This is a genomic window from Paenisporosarcina antarctica, assembly GCF_004367585.1.
Lineage (GTDB): Bacteria > Bacillota > Bacilli > Bacillales_A > Planococcaceae > Paenisporosarcina > Paenisporosarcina antarctica.
The window spans coordinates 689,231-707,339 of the sequence record NZ_CP038015.1 but is presented as its reverse complement, the minus strand read 5'-3'; the positions used below and the strand labels follow the sequence as shown (position 1 = coordinate 707,339).

The following is an 18,109-nucleotide window of genomic DNA, read 5'->3' as shown; positions in this document are numbered from 1 at the left end:
ATTAAGGTTCTATTAAAGTTTGTTGCTGCTTTCTAACAAATAAGTTGTAGTAGAGGATGTTATTTACCAAAATTAATCTTTAATAATTTTTTTAGCATAATCCGGGTTAATTAATTCTGCAACCACTTTCTCTAAATCAGTATCTTTATCAATAATAGTACCTTTTTGAAGCACTTCTCCAGCAGCTTGTAAGGCTTCTACCTGTTCATTCCCAGGAAGAGAGTTAGAGTAATCTGTTCTTTCCAATTGTTTTAATGCAACATCAATATCAATACTTGCTTCTTTAGCCAAAATTTCAGCCGCTTCCTGTGGATTTTCAATAGCCCATTTTCTCGCTTTTTCATATAACTCTATTACTTTCTCTACTTGGTTCGGATATTTTTCAGCAAAATCTGAACGAACATTTAAAACACCATACGTATTAAAATCAGGGTTACGGTAAAACAACTCCGCACCGGTTGTTAATTCAACTTTTGCCATATGTGGATCAAGTCCTGCCCATGCATCTACTTGATTGGTAGATAAAGCCGCTGCTCCATCCGCATGTTGAAGATTAATAATTTCCACGTCATCTGCGCTTAATCCCGCATCATTTAGAGCACGCAACAAGAAAATATAAGGATCAGTTCCTAATGTGGCCGCCACTTTTTTTCCTTTTAAATCCTTCACTGACTTGATATCAGAATCTTTATTCGTCACAAGTGCTGTCCACTCAGGCTTAGAAAATACGTAGACACTTTCTATTGGTGATCCCTTTGCTTTCGCTAACAATGCAGCTGCTCCTGCTGTCGAACCGAAATCAACACTGCTACTATTTAGGAATTCAAGTGCCTTATTACTGCCTTGACTAAGAACAAATTCGACTTCAATTCCGTCTTTTTTGAATTCCTCCTCTACCCATCCAAACTCTCTTAAAATAAGACTTGTGGGAGAATAATAAGCATAATCAAGCGTGATTTTTTTCGGTTTGTCATTTTTCTCTCCACTTGCATTGTCTGAACACCCCGTTATAACTACTAACAACAAAATTGATATAAAGCCTAGCACTATTTTTTTCACTTATTCTTCCCCCTTTTTTTATTTATTAATGACTTAGATTTCACAAGCATAAGTAACAATCGTCCCTCTTAATCGTTGTGCTTCTTTATAGGTACAGCGATTATGGATAACATCTAACCCTGCCTCTTTTGCGATTGTTGCCGCCTCTGGAGAAATAACACCTTCTTGCAACCAGAAAATCCTTGGTTTTACAAGTGCGGCTTCTTTTGCAACTGAAATAGCCGCTTCTGGGCTGCGGAATACTTGAACGATATCAATCGTTCCTGGAACTGACGTTAAATCGGGATAAGCTTTTTCTCCTAAAACTTCCTTTTCAACAGGATTAACAGGAATGATTTTGTAGCCAAGACGTTGCATTTTTCTTGCTAAACGATTACTAGGTCTTGAAGGGTTTCCGCTTAGACCAACAACAGCTAATGTCTTTTGTCGTTGCTGTTCTTTGCCATTTACAATTTCACGAACTATTGGCGATTGCAAAGCCCATCGAATAACACTTTCATCATTAATAACCACTTCAATTTGCTCTTGGCCATTTGGCGCAAGCCCAGTTGCTTCAAACAAAGCCCGATCAAGATCATTCTTCAAATCGCGAACCGACTCTATTCCAATGGAAAGTCGAATTAAATCTTCGGTCACACCTGTCAATTGAAGTTCTTCTGTGCTCAGTTGCTGATGCGTAGTAGATGCTGGATGAATAATTAATGATTTTGCGTCACCAACATTTGCTACATGCGACCATAAGGCAACATTATCAATTAACTTCTTACCTGCATCTCTACCACCTTTAATTCCAAAATTAACGATTGAACCAAAACCATTCGTCAAATACTTTTTAGCTAATTCATGTGCTGGATGGTCTTCGAGTCCAGGATATGAAATCCATTCAACTCCTGGATGTGAAGTTAAATACTCCGCTAACTCCTGAGCATTTTTATTATGTTTTTCAATACGAACATGCAATGTTTCTAATCCTTGAAGTAGATTGAATGCACTTTGTGCACTCAAACATGAACCGAAATCTCTCAACATCTGTACACGTAGCTTGGTGCTAAAAGCAAGCGTTCCAAAATCAAAAGCGTATCTTATCCCGTTATAGCTTCGATCTGGCTCTGTGAATGTTGGGAATTTTTCACTGTTCCAATTAAACCGCCCACCATCCACTACAAGACCACCAATTGTTGTTCCGTGACCACCAATCCATTTGGTAGCTGAGTGTACAACAATATCAGCTCCATAAGTAATGGGCTTACACAAATATGGCGACGCAAATGTATTATCAATAATCAATGGAATTCCAGCCTCGTGCGCAATATCTGCAACTTTTTCAATATCTAAAACTTGTAGGCTTGGATTTCCAATAATCTCTCCGTAAAGTGCTTTCGTTTTCGGAGTAATCGCCTTACGGAAGTTTTCCGGATCGGTCGCATCTACAAAGTGAACAGTAATTCCGTATCGTGGAAGAGTGGTAGAAAATAAGTTATATGTTCCCCCATAAAGACTGGAAGCAGCCACAATTTCATCACCTGCACTAGCAACATTCATTACCGCCAAAGCAATAGCCGCCATTCCTGATGAAGTCGCAACTGCTGCTACACCGTCTTCTAAAAGTGCAATTCGTTTTTCTAATACATCAACTGTTGGATTACCAATTCTAGAATAGATATTTCCGGGCTCATCTAAAGCGAATAAGCTTTGTGCGTGGTCTGTATTGTGGAATACATAAGAACTAGTTTGATAAATAGGTACTGCCCGAGAACCTGTTGTTGGATCAGGTGATTGACCACCATGCAATAATATTGTTTCTAAATCGTAGCCTTCGTTTTGATTTGTCATTTGTTTTTCCTCCTAGGATGTAATTAATTTTTAGTAATCTTATTGGGAAACTTGGTTTAATTCTTGAAAAGGTGTAAATTTTCTTAAAAACTTTCTGTAAGGAACACAAAAGACCCTTCTTCATAAGAAGAGGGTCTCTATTCCTCCTCTTATCTTGCAGATATACACTATCCGCAGGAATTAGCACCTTTTCAAGGGGTTACCTTGATGGTTGCTGGGTTTCACAGGGCCAAGTCCCTCCACCACTCTTGATAAGAAGTAATTATTAAATTAGCAATGCTTTAATGCTTTAATTGATAAACTTATACTATGTCAGCATTTTTTCAAATAGTAATCAATTCATAAAAAATTTCTAATAAATCATAAAAAAGAAAAAGACCCTCAATATAGAGAAGGTCTTTAGTCCTCCTCTTATCTTGCAGGTATACACTACCTGCCGGAATTAGCACCTTTTCAAGGATTGCCTTGATGGTTGCTGGGTTTCACAGGGCCAAGTCCCTCCACCACTCTGGATAAGAGTATTCAATTTTATTTTTTAAACACTTTTAATTTACTAGCTTGTTGATGATTCTATTGTATTCAGAATTTAATGTCAACTATTTTTTTGAAAATTTTCAATAATTTATATAATTATAATTTCAATAAAAGCAGTCACTTCATATATTTTAATTATGTTGGTGAAGATTTTTATAAGCAGAACCAGGATGACTTTCTTTTAAATATCTCTGACCCTTACCATATAACTTCTCCCTATATGTTCCTTCTTCATATTCAGTTTGAACTAGACCTCGCTGTTGTAAAATTGGAATGACAAGTTCTACAAAATCCTCAAAACTTCCAGGTGCGAGCGTATAAGCTAAGTTGAATCCATCAACATCAGTTTCTTTTATCCAATACTCTAATTCATCAGCAATCTGTTCAGGCGACCCAACTGCAACTGGTCCTCTTCCTCCGATTCCTACAAAAGTGGCAAGTTCTCGAATGGTCCATTTGCGATCGGGGTCAGCTTTCGTGAACACTTCGACTGCAGATTGAATCGCATTACTATCGATATATTCTAATGTCTGATCTGGTTCATACTTTGAAAAATCAATTCCAGTCCATCCTCCAAGTAGTGCCAAAGCACCTTCAAGGCTTACATAACTTTTTAGTTCTTCATATTTCTTATTTGCTTCTTCTTCAGTCTTACCAACAATAGCTGTAAACACTGTAAACACGAGAATATCATCTGGATTCCTACCGAATTTTTTTGTTTTTTCACGTAATTCTTTGACACCTTTTTTCACTGCATCTGTTGTGGGTCCTGCTGTAAAAACACATTCAGCATGCTTAGCTGCAAAATCTGCTCCACGTTTAGAAGCACCTGCTTGGTAAAGTACAGGTGTCCGCTGTGGAGAAGGCTCACATAAATGAGCGCCAGGAACTTTGAAAAATTCCCCTTCGTGATTAATTGTATGTACTTTCTTAGGATCTGTGTATATTTTATTTTTCTTATCACGTAATACCGCCCCCTCTTCCCAACTACCTTCCCATAATTTATAGCTAACCTCTAAGAATTCCTCAGCAATGTCATAACGCTTATCATGTGGGATTTGACCTTCTAAACCAAAGTTTTTTGCTGCACTTTCTAAATAAGAGGACACAATATTCCAGGCTATTCTCCCTTTAGTAAGATGATCTAACGTCGAAAACCTTCTTGCCAACATATATGGCTGCTCGTATGTGAGTGAATAAGTTAGTCCAAAACTTAGGTGTTTCGTTGCGTAAGCCATGGCAGGAATCAATAACATGGGATCATTAGCTGGGGCTTGAATAGCCTGTTCTACAGCAACATCTTTGCTACCATTGTAAACATCATAATAGCCCAGCACATCTGCCAAGAAAATCCCATCAAACTTTCCTTTTTCTAATAATTTAGCTAACTTGACCCAGTAATCCAAATCACAATATCTGTGGGATTGATCCTCTGGATGACTCCAAAGTCCTGGTGATTGATGACCTACACAATTCATATCAAACGCATTCAAGTAAATTCGTTTTCCCAATATGATTCCTCCTTAAGAAATTTTTCACAAAAAAACCCTTCACTCTAATAAAAGAGAGAAGGGTAAAGGGGCTAAATATATATAACCGTCCTAGCAACTCTCTTCTCATCTTCGGAATACTCTACATTCCTCTGAATTTAGCACCGGATTTTGTCATAAAACTGGTTGCCGAGGTTTCGCAGGGTCAGTCCCTCCACCTCTCTTTATAAGAAGAAATTTCACATTATTCAATTTCCAGTAATTTATCATGTAAAAGCTTGCTTGTCAATCAGTAATCAACTTACTAGTATTAATAAACTAAATATAACAATTCGTTATTTCAACTCACATTAGTCCAAATAACAAGAGACTATAATTTATTAAATATCTTATCTTGTACAATTTACCATTCATAATAATTACCATTAAACAAACAATAATATAAACAAAAAGTAGGGAGATTTTAATAAATGTCGGAATTTATGATTGATAATGAAAAACTTATATATGATGATCTTGGAAGCGGAATTCCTATTATTTTTATACCTCCTGTTGGTTTGGGAAGAAAATTTTTTTATGAACAAAAGCCACTCACCAAACATTTCCGATTAATTCTTCCTGATTTGATAGGACAAGGTGACAGTAAATATAATGGTGAATCAGAAATCACCATAGCACGCTTTGCCAAGGATATTATTCTGCTAATGGATCACCTCCGTTTATCGTCAGTCGTTCTTTTTTCATACTCTTCAGGTGGATCCATCGCCCAATATCTATGTATACACTATCCTTTAAGAATTAAGTCACTTATTATGTCTGGATGTTATCCAATTATTTCTAATTTACCATTTAAAATTGAACATCGATTAGGGATATTGTCGGTTCAACTACATAAAAAGTTGGTATCGAATGTAATTTCCATGGCACATACAAAAAATAAGGAATATAAAAATATTCTTAAAGAGCATATGTATAAATCAGATTCAACAGTGTGGTCACAACTTTATGTAGAATGTCTTCATTTTAATTGCATGGTTGAAATAAAAAAGACCGAAATACCTATATTACTTCTATACGGGAGTCAAGAATATATGCTAAAATCTATTATCAAATTTTACAAAAAAAACCTTAAAAATTTTCAATTGTTTACATTAAAAGGTGTTTCACATCACTTACCAACAAAAGCGTCTAGTGAGGTCAATCAAATTGTTACTGGATATTTGTTAAGCAACTAATTGAAATAAATATACTAAAACTATTGAAAATTACACATTAAAGTTAAAGTGAGTATGTATGATAAAACTATTAAATATTTCACAAATTCTATTTGCGTTAGGAGGAAAGTATGTTGACTCTTCTGAATGAAGTGTATCATCGATCGTTTCCAGTCCCAAAAGAACCATGGGTCATGGCACAAACATGGAGTCACCTTTTGTTTGCCCATTATCCGGTATCAAAATCACTTCTACGTTCTTTAATTCCAAATTGCTTCGAAATAGACACTTTTGAAGATAATGCTTGGATTAGTATTGTTCCATTTCTAATGAGCGGAATCCGTATTCATGGAATACGAGAACTTCCCTTTACGCCAGAGTTTGCTGAGTTAAATGTAAGGACATATGTAACCTTTAGAGGGAAGCCTGGCGTCTATTTCTTTAGCTTGGATGCCAATAGTAAGCTTGCCGTAATATTAGCAAATAGTACGTATAATTTACCTTATATGCATGCCGAAATGGAAATTACCCGACAAAATGAAACGGTAAATTTTTATTGCCAACGAACTGACTCTCGTGCAAAAACCGGGATTTTTTCTGGAACATACCGTCCAGTTGGAGACGTCTACAGGGCTAATACAGGAACGCTAGAACATTGGTTAACCGAACAATATCTACTGTATGTCATTAAGAAAAATGGTGTTTATGAAGGGAATATTCATCATAAACCATGGCCTTTACAACATGCTGAAGCAACTTTTAAGATGAATACAGTTGCACAAAGTATGGGCATTCAAATTGAAGAGCCCGCCCCACTTCTTCAATATTGTGAAAAACTTGATGTTATCGTTTGGCCTCCAAAAAAAGTAGGAATATATGAAAGTTCGTAATTAATCTAATTCATCAACACTCATTTATTGAAATCACTACGGATTTACTTTTTCAATACTTTACAGAAAAAGTCCGCTTCTTCCTGTCTTAAACAGAAGAAAGCGGACTTTAATTATTATTACTTTCCTGTCATTTCATTCACTTTATCTTCGTTGTTGTCAATCCATTCCTGGGCTACTTCTTCAGGGTCTTGCCCTTCTTCGATCTTAACAATCATTTCTTCCACGTCATCAATTGAAATACTCCAGTTACTTAAAAATTCATACGCTTCTGGGGAATTTTCTTTCAAATCCGTATTCGTGATTACTTCGACGGATGAAGTTTCAAAGAAACCTTGTTCATTAGTCAATACTTTCAAATCGAATTTATTAAACATCGTATGAGGGCGCCAGCCATAAAATACTACTGGTTTTTCCTGGTCCATCATTCGCTGTGCTTGAGCGAGCATTCCGCCTTCAGAAGAGTTTACTTGCGTAAAATCGAATTCGTATGCTTTGATGATCTCATCGCTTTCTATTCCTGCACTGGATCCCTTTTCAATTCCATAGTATTCGTTGTTGAACTCATCTTCACGACCTTTTAAATCTTCAATCGAATTTACATCTTCCATGTAAACAGGTACAGTCCAGCCTGTTTCTGCTTCTGGATAGCTGACAGCAGTACTTTGTATATCTCCTTCAAATTTATCTAAATATGTTTGGTGCATAGGAAGCCATGCATCCATGAATACATCCAAGTCACCGCGTGATAATCCCATAAATAGACTACCTACATCAGCGCTAGTTTCTTCTACTTTATAGCCCATATCCTGTAATATAAGACTTGCTATTTTTGTCGGCGGCACTGTGCTTGTCCACGGAGTTACACCGAAAGTGATTGTTTCCTGTTTGGCTTCTTCTGAATTTGTACCTTCCTCGTTCTTTGAATTATTAGAAGAACAGGCTGCAGCAACTGTTAAGATTAAAACAAGCATTGCCATTAATAAAGTTTTTTTCATCTCATATTTCCTCTTTTCATAGTTTATTGTTTTCTTGCCAAGCCTTGCGTAAGTCTGTCCATGATAATTGCCAGTACGACTATTCCTAATCCACCAGTTAATCCAAGACCTACATTAACCGTCGAAATTCCTGTTAAAACGACAGAACCGAGTCCTGGAGCACCAATCATGGATGCAATAACAGCCATTGACAGTGCGAGCATCATCGTTTGATTTACCCCTGCCATAATTGAAGGCATCGCTAGGGGAAGTTGAACTTTATAAAGCAACTGCCACTTGGTTGAACCAAATGCTGTAGAAGCTTCCACAACATCCGCAGGTACTTGCTGAATTCCAAGAGTGGTCATGCGAACTACCGGGGGTGTCGCGAAAACGAACGTTGCAATGACAGCTGGCACATTGCCTAGACCAAACAGCAGAATCGCTGGAATTAGATATACGAAACTTGGCAAAGTCTGCATAAAGTCCAAAATCGGACGAACCAATCCAGCCATAAGTTTATTCGTCGCCGCTAATATACCTAACGGAATTCCGATAGTAATTGAAATAAGTGTGGAAACCATAACTATGGAAACCGTCTGAATCGCTTCTGTCCATAAATCGACAGAACCCAGATACAAGCTACCAATTAGCGCAAACAACGCCAAACCTCTCCCAGATATTTTCCATGCAAGCATAACGATTACCAAAACTATTAGTTCAGGAGGAATTGCAATGAGCAAATCCGTTACTCCACCTATAAATGTTCGGAGACCATCACTTATTGTGTCAAAGAAATCACCAGTCACAGGAAGCAACCAATCATCGACAAAGGTATTTGCCCATTCTTCTAAAGGAATATTAAAATAATTCATGAGGAAGACACCTCATCTTTCCCAAGAACTAAACCAGAAAGAATTGAAACACGAGAAACGATTCCCAGTAACTTACCATTTTCGATGACAACCAGTGGATACTTCGCTTCGATTGCCACTCCAAAGAGGTCATTTAAAGAGGTATCTGGAGAAATAGTATGGATTTCTTTTATTAACACGTCTTCAATAGCGAGGTTGTTTTTATAGGTTTTAATAGCATCGTCAATAGTCAATAATCCTTTAAAGGTATTATCTTTATCGACAACGAAAATACTAGATGCACCCGTCTCCTCCATTTTACGAACAGCTGCCAAAGCACCATTTTTTTCAATCATTAGCACATTCGGTTTCTTCATGACGTGCGATGCCATCAGTACTTTCGAACGATCGACATCTTTGACAAAATTAGAAACGTACTCATTTGCTGGATTTTCCAGAATTTCATCTGCTGTCCCAACTTGTACAATCTCACCATTTTTCATAATGGCGATGCGATCTCCCAATTTTAGTGCTTCGTCCAAATCATGGGTAATAAACAAAACGGTTTTACCCAGTTTGTTTTGCAAGTTTAGCAGTTCATCTTGCATTTCTTTTCTAATTAATGGGTCGAGTGCGCTGAAAGCTTCATCCATCAGCAATATATCCGAGTCATTTGCTAGAGCACGAGCAAGTCCTACCCTTTGTTGCATTCCACCACTAAGCTCTTTTGGATAGCTATTTTCATATCCTTGCAAACCAACGTCTTCTATTGCTTTCTGTGCGTGTTTAATACGTTCTTCTTTTTTCATGCCTTGAATTTCCAATCCGTAGGCAACATTTGCTATTACACTACGATGCTGGAATAAGCCGAACTGCTGGAAGACCATACCTAATTTTTTTCTTCTTGTTTCAATTAACTCCGCTTTTTTCATCTTGGTAATATCAACACCATCAATCAGCACTTCACCATTCGTCGGTTCAATCAGCCGATTAACGAGTCGGATTAACGTCGATTTTCCGCTTCCCGAAAGACCCATGATAACAAAGAATTCGCCTGCTTTAACGGAGAATGAAACTTGTTTAACCCCTACCGTCATACCAGTCTTTGCAAGAATTTCTTCTTTCGTTTCCCCATTTTCCAAGCGTTTTAGCCCTTGATGAGGATGTGAACCAAAGATTTTCGTTAAATTATTCACTTCAATCTTATTCATTAAAATTCTCCTCTGTTAATCGCAAAACCGATTACTTACCGGTTGATTCCGATTTTTCTGCCGGCCTGTTTCGGTGTCGCTAGTTCTTTATGAGTAGCTCGTAGCTCTTCAATTGAAGCTTTGACGGACTCTGGAAATGGGGCTGGTTTTCCTTGTTTCGTATTAATTCCCATCAGCATCTGTTCACTCGTCGCGATTACTTCTCCTGAAGCCTTACTCATGGTGAAAAATAAATGAAGTCGTTTTACATCGCTGTCAAGCAATTGAACATTAGTTAGAAGTTTTTCATTTTCGCGAGCCTCTTGTAGGTAGCATATATGTGATTCGAGCGTAAATATCGTGTAGTTTTGTGTTGCACGTGACTCCGCGTCTAGACCTATAAAATCTATGAAGTTATCCGCAGCCAGGCTGAATATTTTCGCATAAGCTGCATCGTTCATATGGCCGTTATAATCAACATATTCACTAATTACTCTATTTTCATAAGTTAAAGATTGATTCGGCATGTAGACTCCTCCTTAAACTTCCTTAGACTTTTTCAAGTGTTTTCGATTCTGGCCAATATGACTCGACCAAATCAAGCAACTCCACTAAAAACTCATTACGCTTTCTTTCAAGCTCTGCAATCGAAACTTCTCCCGCATGACTTTCACAACCAGTAATAACCTTTTCTTTTAACTCATCTGTTAATATAGGCGCCTTTAGTTTCGTCCATGGTAATTGTAGGGAAGGTCCGAATTGTTCCAACATGTGTCGCATGCCTTTTTCTCCACCTGCAAGATGGAACGTAAGAAACGGTCCCATCTGAGCCCACCGCAGACCAGCACCATAAATAATGGCAGCGTCCACTTCTTCAGTCGTTGCAACGCCATCATTCACAAGATGCAAAGCCTCTCGCCAGAGTGCTTCCATTAATCGGTCAGCCAAATGCCCTTCAATTTCTTTTCTAACGATCAACGGTTTCATTCGTAAACTTTTGTAGAAAAGGGTTGCCCGTTCAATTATTTCAGGATTTGTTTTCTCTCCACCAACAAGTTCAACGAGCGGAAGAATATAAACCGGATTAAACGGATGAGCTACGATAAGACGCTCCGGATGCCGTAACCCTTCCTGTAAAGTGCTAGGCATAATACCAGATGTGCTCGATCCAATGATGGCATTCGATTTAGCATGTTCATCAATACTTGATAAGACACTCTTTTTCAAGTCTTCACGTTCGGGAACATTTTCTTGGATTAAATCAGCATCACTAACTGCTTCTTTAATTGTAGGCAAAAATATCACGCGATTTTGTGTTGCTCCTTTTGCGAGACCCAATTTTTCCAAAGTGGGCCATGCTTGTGCAATTGCTTTTCTAGTTCGTTCTTCCGCTCCTTCAGCAGGATCAAATGCATTAACATCAAATCCATGTGCCAAGAATCGAGCAATCCATCCATTACCGATTACACCGGTTCCGATTACTGCTATTTTTTTTACATCATGTGTTTGGTTTGTCATTAGTTTGTTCCTCCGTATGGGTTTCTAAGGTTAAAGTGAATTCGCGCTTCTTTCGGCGTCATTACCTCAATGCCCGTTGCTTGTAACAACGTAACTGCTTTATCGACAAGTTGGTCGTTGCGAGCCAGTACCCCTTTACCTAGATATAAATTATCTTCTAGTCCGACTCGGACATTCCCACCAAGAAGAGCTGCCTGTTCAAGCATTGGTATTTGCATTCTGCCAATACCAAATGCGGACCAGTGTGCATTTTCAGGAAGTCTATTTTTCATATAAGTCATTGTTTCAGCATCTGCTTCTGCTCCCCATGGAATTCCCAAACAAAACTGGAACATGGGGTCTCCGTCAATTAATCCTTCCGCAATGAGTTGCTTTGCAAAACGAAGATGACCTGTATCAAAACACTCAAGTTCGGGTTTCACACCGCTTTGCTGAATCATTCTAGCTTGGTCACGCAGCCAATCAGTCGGACTGATGTACACCGTATCTCCAAAGTTCACGCTTCCGCAGTCGAGTGTACACATTTCAGGGAGTAAAGATCCAACCGGTTCATTTCGCTGGTTAGGGGTCTGCATATCCGTTCCTTCACCACCAAGCGCTGGATTAGACAAATTAGGAATGAAATCTCCGCCGCCTCCTGATGTAATATTAATGATTACATCTGTTTCGGATTCACGGATGCGCTCTATAATTTCACGGTAATGTTCCAAACTGTGGCTGATGCCTCCAGTTTTAGGATTACGTGCGTGAACGTGTGCAACAGTTGCACCTGCTTTTGCCGATTCAATTGCCGCATCTGCTATTTCTTTCGGAGTTATAGGAACGTGCTTGCTTTTCGTTGTTGTATCTCCTGCTCCAGTTACTGCAGCTGTTAATAATACTTTCTTTTGCATATTGTCTCCCCCAGATTGAGTCGATTTACTCATATAAAAACATGAATATTGATTAATAGATTCGGTTTCTCATTTACTACATAATTTAAACTGTACCATCCAGACGGTTTAATTTCAACCTCACTTTGTACATGAAACGCTACTGCTGCAAATTCACATCTATTTTGATGATTCATTTTAAGAAAGAATTAATCAAAAAAAAAGCCAAACTATCTTAATGATAGAGTGACTTTTATATGGTGACGTTATTCGTTTGCCCATGATTTCAACCTTTGAAAAATAATTTCTTTCTTTTCTTCTCCAATATGATGAATATCAAAAAGCTCGGACAGCCAGATTCCATCTGTTGCAAGACGGATGATGGTCGCTTTTACAGGGTCAATGCCATCATTTTCAATTTCTTTCTGCCATTTTGTATAGAGTTCTCTTATAGGGTCCAGTAATTCTTCATTCACCGCTTTTGCAGCCAATAATCCGGCGTGCATATTTTTATTCTGATAAGGATTATTAAATGTGACATCAACATATGACTTTGTCCATTTTCCTTTTTCCTCAAGTGATTCCTCTACTTTAGTAGCAATTTTCTCTCTGTAATTCTCGGCTAAATGTTCGACCATTCCTTTTACTAGTGCTTCTTTTGAAGGGAAGTGATAAAGTAATCCACCTTTGCTAATTCCGGCTTCTGCAGCCGTTGCCTCTAGCGTTAAATTAAAGATGCCCCGCTCGCTGACGATCTTAGATGCTGCAAGGAGAATCTCAATTTTTCTTGTAGGTCTACCCATGTGAATCTCCTTTGATATAAATAGAATTTAATTATTACTATACTACTCGGACGGTTTTATTACAAACTCTATACTATTTTTCGTTTGGAGTGCATATTCATTTAAATCTTATAGGAACATCCTTTTGTTACGAACGATAAAAACTGGTTTATAGATTTCCTTTACTTTTTCAGAATTTGCCCCTTTTTCACTTTCTCTTTTTTAAAAATAATTCTTCAAGTGAAATTACGTTAAAGTATTAAAATTTAGTAAATAAAACATATTAAAATGCTGCATTATACTGAAAAATCATTAAATTTATAAATATCCATTTGATTTTATCTTTATACAATACTATAATGGATAAATCAATTCAAACAGTTACTTGTAAAAAGGAGTTTTATAATGAAGGAAATTAAGGTTGGAATTATTGGAGCAACAGGGTACGGCGGCATTGAATTGATTCGTCTATTATCGAATCATCCTCACTTTCAAATTCATGCGGTCTATTCATCCTCACAAGATGGAATGGAAATTTCAGAAGTCTATCCTCACCTCGCAAATATTTTATATACGTTAAAAAAAATCGAACCAAAGGAAATGGCTAAAGAATTGGATATAATTTTCACAGCCACGCCATCGGGTGTATCTAGTCAGCTTGTTCCCCAACTCCTAAAAGAAGGAATAAAAGTAGTGGATTTATCAGGAGATTTCCGATTGAAAACAGAAGAACTTTATGAAAAATGGTATAAAAAGCCTTCTGCTAGTATAGAAGATTTAGAAAAATCGGTATATGGATTATCCGAATGGTTTGCAGATGAAGTAAAAGAAAGTACATTTATTGCTAATCCTGGCTGTTATCCAACAGCAACTTTATTAGGTTTAGCTCCTCTTGCGCAGAAAAAACTCATTCAACCTAATTCTATTATCGTTGATGCAAAATCCGGGATTTCAGGTGCTGGACGCGGACTTTCGCCAATAGTTCACTACGCTGAAATCAATGAAAACCTGAAAATTTATAAAATAAATCAACATCCCCACATTCCAGAAATCGAATCAATTTTAGCACGATGGGATGATCAAATCGGGCATATTAGCTTTAGTCCGCATTTAATTCCCATGAGTCGAGGAATTATGAGCACGATGTATGTACAATTAAATAAAGAGTTTTCTGCTGAAGAAATTCATCAATTGTATGTAAATTGCTATGAAGATGCACCCTTCGTTCGCGTTCGTAAACTTGGAGAGTTTCCATCAACTAAAGAAGTAAGCGGATCAAACTATTGCGATATTAACGTAACGGTTGATGAGCGTACGAATAGAGTAACGATTGTTGCAGTAATTGACAATCTCGTAAAAGGGGCAGCAGGTCAAGCGATTCAAAACGGAAATATAATGATGGGCTATGACCAACAAACGGGGCTTAATGTACTACCTATTTATCCATAAACAATCACTATCAAAACAGGAGGTAACAATTTGACCACAAGTGAACTTAATTTAGCTGATATAAAGAAAATAAAAAACGGGACCATTGTTACACCGTTAGGATTTTCAACTGATGGTGTTCATGCAGGATTAAGATTTGAGAAAAAAGATTTTGGTGTCATTGTAAGTGAAGTTCCAGCAAATTGTGCCGCTGTTTATACATTAAATTCATTTCAAGCAGCGCCATTATATGTAACTAAAGAAAGTGTTGCAGTTGAAAATAAACTACAAGCAGTTGTTGTAAACAGTGCTTGTGCTAACGCTTGTACGGGAGAACAAGGTTTAAAAGATGCCTATACCATGCGCAATACATGTGCAGAAAAATTAAATGTAGCACCCCATTACGTAGCAGTAGCTTCTACTGGCGTAATTGGAGAATTACTTGATATGGAGAAAATTATAAATGGGATTAATTTATTAAATCCTGCAAGAAGTTTACAACATGCTGAAGCATTTCAAACCGCTATTTTAACGACAGATATTGTGATGAAAACGGCTTGTTATGAAACAACAATTGATGGAAAGATTGTTACAATCGGTGGAACAGCAAAAGGTTCAGGCATGATTCATCCAAACATGGCAACTATGCTCGGCTTTGTCACAACTGATGCCAATATTTCATCTGATGTTTTACAAGAAGCACTTTGCTCGATTACTAATGTAAGCTTTAATCAAATTACAGTTGATGGAGATACATCTACAAATGACATGGTTATTGTGTTAGCAAACGGAATGGCCGAAAATAACACTTTAACGCCTGACCATTCAGATTGGGCATCATTTTATGAAGCACTTCGTTTAACGTGTGAAGACTTAGCTAAACAAGTTGCACGTGACGGAGAAGGGGCAACAAAGTTAATAGAAGTAAATGTATCAGGGGCTACTACGCATGAAGCAGCAAATATTATTGCGAAACAAATAGTAGGCTCTAACTTAGTGAAAACGGCTATGTACGGAGCAGATGCGAACTGGGGACGTATCATTTGTTCAGTTGGTTATAGCGGTGTCACGATTAATCCTGAAACAGTAAATGTATCCATTGGCGATATTTTAATGCTTCAAAATAGCCAACCCCAATCTTTTAATGAAGAACAAGCTAAAGCTTATTTACAACGAGATGTTGTGATTGTAAATGTTGACTTGCAGCAAGGCACAGAAAGCGGAAAAGCTTGGGGATGCGATTTAACATATGACTATGTGAAAATTAATGCAAGTTACCGTTCGTAAGGAGATAGAGACATGAAAATAGAGAAAACTGTTGTTATAAAATGTGGCGGAAGTATTATTAATGAATTGACTAGTGAGTTTTTTCAAAATGTAAAACAATTAAAAGAAAGTGGATATAAAGTCATTATCGTACATGGTGGTGGACCTGATATTCAACAAACTTTAACAAAGCTACTTATTGAAACTGAATTCATCAATGGGCTACGAAAAACGTCTAAAGAAGCACTAGAAGTAGTAACAATGGTTCTAGCTGGAAAAGTGAATAAACAACTAGTAACGACTCTTCAACAATATGACTTAAATGCAGTGGGTTTATCGGGCTGTGACGGGATGTTACTAGAAACAGTTGCAATTGATCTTGACACATTAGGATATGTTGGGGAAGTTGTAAACGTAAATGTTCAGCTACTAGAGCTGTTGATGACGAGTGAGTACATTCCTGTCATTTCATCAATTGGGGCCGATAAAAATGGCAATGGTTTTAATGTGAATGCTGATTTAGCAGCAGGAGCAATCGCACAAGCCGTTCACGCAGAGAAGTTAATGTTCGTCACAGATGTTAGAGGTGTTTTACAAGACGGGCAGCTAATTCCTCAACTTACTAAAAGGGAAGTTCAACAGCTAATCGTTGATAAAACCATTTACGGTGGAATGATTCCAAAAGTAACAGCAGCAGTAAATGCGCTGTCAGACACGTTAGAAGAAGTGAATATTATTAGTGGTATTGATGGTTTTTTAGATCAAGATGGAAATTTACTTGGTACAGCAATTAAGACATGATCGTAAAGGTGGAGAAGATAACGATGAGTTCATTATTTCCAACATATCAACGATTTGATATACACGTAAATGAAGCAACAGGCACACAAGTTATTGACGAAAAGGGTAACACCTATCTAGATTTCATTTCAGGTATTGCTGTTTGTAACTTGGGGCACCGTCATCCGGAAGTGCAAAAAGCAATAGAAGAACAGTTAAACAAGGTTTGGCATGTATCAAATTTGTTTCATCTATCCATTCAAGAAGAAGTAGCTAAAAAATTGACGGATTATTCAAATGGAGATGCCGTCTTTTTCTGTAATAGCGGTGCTGAAGCTAATGAAGCAGCTATCAAATTAGTACGTAAACACACTAAAAAACACAAAATTATTACCTTTACAAATTCTTTTCACGGTCGAACATTTGCAACAATGACAGCAACAGGACAAGCAAAAATTCATGATGGTTTTGGACCGTTAGTAAACGAATTTGTCTATCTTCCTTATAATGACGAAGAAGCTTTAAAAAGTGAGATGGATGACACAGTTGCAGGCATTATGGTTGAAGTAATTCAAGGTGAAGGCGGCGTTGTTCCTGGAACAGAATCATTTTTAACAACGATTCAACATTTATGTGAAACTTATAATGCATTATTTATTATTGATGAAATACAAACTGGCATTGGACGTACGGGTAAACCGTTTGCCTATCAGCATTTTAATTTATCTCCTGATATTATTACAGTTGCAAAAGGTTTAGGAAGCGGATTGCCAGTAGGAGCAATGATTGGAAAATCAGATTTAATAGAATCATTCGGGCCAGGCACTCACGGTTCAACTTTTGGTGGAAATCCAATTGCTCTTGCATCAGCAAAAGCAACGTTAAACATTATTTTTAATGAGTCATTCTTAACAGAAGTTGTAGAAAAAAGTGAAGACTTTAAGCACCAATTAAATGAACTAGTTAAGAGTTATTCATTTGTGACAGAAGTTAGAGGCAAAGGCTTTATGATTGGCATTGAATGTGGGGAATATCAAGCGGTCTTACTTGAAGCAATGCGTAATAAAGGATTGTTAGCATTAGGTGCTGGTCCTCACGTAATTCGTTTACTACCACCCTTAACAGTTTCAAAAGAAGAACTGAGTCAAGCTATTCAAATCATTGAACAGACTTTTAGCGAAATGAAAATTACTTCGTAATTACATATTTTGGGTTGTACAATATATGACATTGGTGAAATAAAATCCCCTTCTCGATAAAACAGGAGAAAGGGATGGAATTTCACTAATGTCATTTTTTTATAAATATCTATGAAACTAAAAAAAGCCTGATACACGCTGATTTCCGTTCCTAGCGGACGCGTTCCGTGGGGCGTGCGGTGAGCCTCCTCGTCGCGAAAACCAAAACAATGCTCCTGCGGTT

16 protein-coding genes and 3 riboswitches are annotated in these 18,109 nt (G+C 37.4%); of the genes, 6 read left to right on the top strand and 10 right to left on the bottom strand.

Translation table 11 applies throughout. From position 1 onward, the window contains the following. Positions 1-72: 72 nt before the first annotated feature. From E2636_RS03470 to E2636_RS03460, 3 genes are all read right to left on the bottom strand, one after another. The gene (locus E2636_RS03470) at positions 73-1,059 is read right to left on the bottom strand and encodes an aliphatic sulfonate ABC transporter substrate-binding protein (protein ID WP_134209000.1); all 987 of its coding nucleotides are present in this window, start codon (positions 1,057-1,059) and stop codon (positions 73-75) included. Positions 1,060-1,092: 33 nt separating this feature from the next. Next, positions 1,093-2,892, bottom strand: coding sequence for a PLP-dependent aspartate aminotransferase family protein (locus tag E2636_RS03465; protein ID WP_134208999.1), 1,800 nt, complete (start codon positions 2,890-2,892; stop codon positions 1,093-1,095). Between the two features lie 146 nt (positions 2,893-3,038). Continuing rightward, positions 3,039-3,150: riboswitch (SAM riboswitch) on the bottom strand. 150 nt (positions 3,151-3,300) lie between these two features. Continuing rightward, a riboswitch (SAM riboswitch) is annotated at positions 3,301-3,411 on the bottom strand. 146 nt (positions 3,412-3,557) lie between these two features. Further along, positions 3,558-4,937, bottom strand: a complete 1,380-nt coding sequence (locus tag E2636_RS03460; protein WP_134208998.1) for an LLM class flavin-dependent oxidoreductase — start codon at positions 4,935-4,937, stop codon at positions 3,558-3,560. Between the two features lie 102 nt (positions 4,938-5,039). After that, a riboswitch (SAM riboswitch) is annotated at positions 5,040-5,149 on the bottom strand. Positions 5,150-5,386: 237 nt separating this feature from the next. Here E2636_RS03460 and E2636_RS03455 point away from each other — a divergent pair. Together E2636_RS03455 and E2636_RS03450 are read left to right on the top strand one after the other, a co-directional pair. Beyond that, a complete protein-coding gene (locus tag E2636_RS03455; protein ID WP_134208997.1) occupies positions 5,387-6,151 on the top strand; it encodes an alpha/beta fold hydrolase in 765 nt (254 codons plus the stop codon). A gap of 110 nt (positions 6,152-6,261) precedes the next feature. Beyond that, positions 6,262-7,020, top strand: coding sequence for a YqjF family protein (locus tag E2636_RS03450; RefSeq protein WP_243840720.1), 759 nt, complete (start codon positions 6,262-6,264; stop codon positions 7,018-7,020). A 119-nt stretch (positions 7,021-7,139) separates the two neighbouring features. Here E2636_RS03450 and E2636_RS03445 read toward each other — a convergent pair whose 3' ends face one another. The 7 genes from E2636_RS03445 to E2636_RS03415 form a co-directional block, all read right to left on the bottom strand. Beyond that, positions 7,140-8,018: a glycine betaine ABC transporter substrate-binding protein gene (locus E2636_RS03445; RefSeq protein WP_134208996.1), complete on the bottom strand. Its 879-nt coding sequence runs from the start codon at positions 8,016-8,018 to the stop codon at positions 7,140-7,142. A 23-nt stretch (positions 8,019-8,041) separates the two neighbouring features. Continuing rightward, positions 8,042-8,872 (bottom strand): ABC transporter permease, encoded by an 831-nt coding sequence (locus tag E2636_RS03440; RefSeq protein ID WP_134208995.1) that lies wholly within the window; start codon positions 8,870-8,872, stop codon positions 8,042-8,044. After that, positions 8,869-10,062: a quaternary amine ABC transporter ATP-binding protein gene (locus E2636_RS03435; protein WP_134208994.1), complete on the bottom strand. Its 1,194-nt coding sequence runs from the start codon at positions 10,060-10,062 to the stop codon at positions 8,869-8,871. The genes E2636_RS03440 and E2636_RS03435 overlap by 4 nt, the downstream gene beginning before the upstream one ends. Before the next feature lie 35 nt (positions 10,063-10,097). Further along, positions 10,098-10,568 (bottom strand): thioesterase family protein, encoded by a 471-nt coding sequence (locus E2636_RS03430; protein WP_134208993.1) that lies wholly within the window; start codon positions 10,566-10,568, stop codon positions 10,098-10,100. 22 nt (positions 10,569-10,590) lie between these two features. Further along, positions 10,591-11,559 (bottom strand): L-carnitine dehydrogenase, encoded by a 969-nt coding sequence (locus E2636_RS03425; protein ID WP_134208992.1) that lies wholly within the window; start codon positions 11,557-11,559, stop codon positions 10,591-10,593. Then, positions 11,559-12,452, bottom strand: coding sequence for a beta-keto acid cleavage family enzyme (locus E2636_RS03420; protein ID WP_134208991.1), 894 nt, complete (start codon positions 12,450-12,452; stop codon positions 11,559-11,561). Before E2636_RS03420 ends, E2636_RS03425 begins: the two co-directional genes overlap by 1 nt. 245 nt (positions 12,453-12,697) lie before the next feature. Then, the gene (locus E2636_RS03415; RefSeq protein WP_134208990.1) at positions 12,698-13,234 is read right to left on the bottom strand and encodes a TetR/AcrR family transcriptional regulator; all 537 of its coding nucleotides are present in this window, start codon (positions 13,232-13,234) and stop codon (positions 12,698-12,700) included. A 384-nt stretch (positions 13,235-13,618) separates the two neighbouring features. Here E2636_RS03415 and argC point away from each other — a divergent pair, with 384 nt between their 5' ends. Genes argC through E2636_RS03395 form a run of 4 tightly spaced genes read left to right on the top strand, consistent with a single transcriptional unit; the run spans position 13,619 to position 17,886 of the window. Beyond that, complete coding sequence (gene argC, locus E2636_RS03410; protein WP_134208989.1) at positions 13,619-14,662, top strand: N-acetyl-gamma-glutamyl-phosphate reductase; 1,044 nt, start codon at positions 13,619-13,621, stop codon at positions 14,660-14,662. 30 nt (positions 14,663-14,692) lie between these two features. Continuing rightward, complete coding sequence (argJ, locus tag E2636_RS03405; protein WP_134208988.1) at positions 14,693-15,928, top strand: bifunctional ornithine acetyltransferase/N-acetylglutamate synthase; 1,236 nt, start codon at positions 14,693-14,695, stop codon at positions 15,926-15,928. 18 nt (positions 15,929-15,946) lie between these two features. Continuing rightward, positions 15,947-16,708, top strand: a complete 762-nt coding sequence (argB, locus tag E2636_RS03400) for an acetylglutamate kinase (RefSeq protein WP_407670292.1) — start codon at positions 15,947-15,949, stop codon at positions 16,706-16,708. 23 nt (positions 16,709-16,731) lie between these two features. Continuing rightward, positions 16,732-17,886, top strand: a complete 1,155-nt coding sequence (locus E2636_RS03395; RefSeq protein WP_134208986.1) for an acetylornithine transaminase — start codon at positions 16,732-16,734, stop codon at positions 17,884-17,886. Positions 17,887-18,109: the final 223 nt, after the last annotated feature.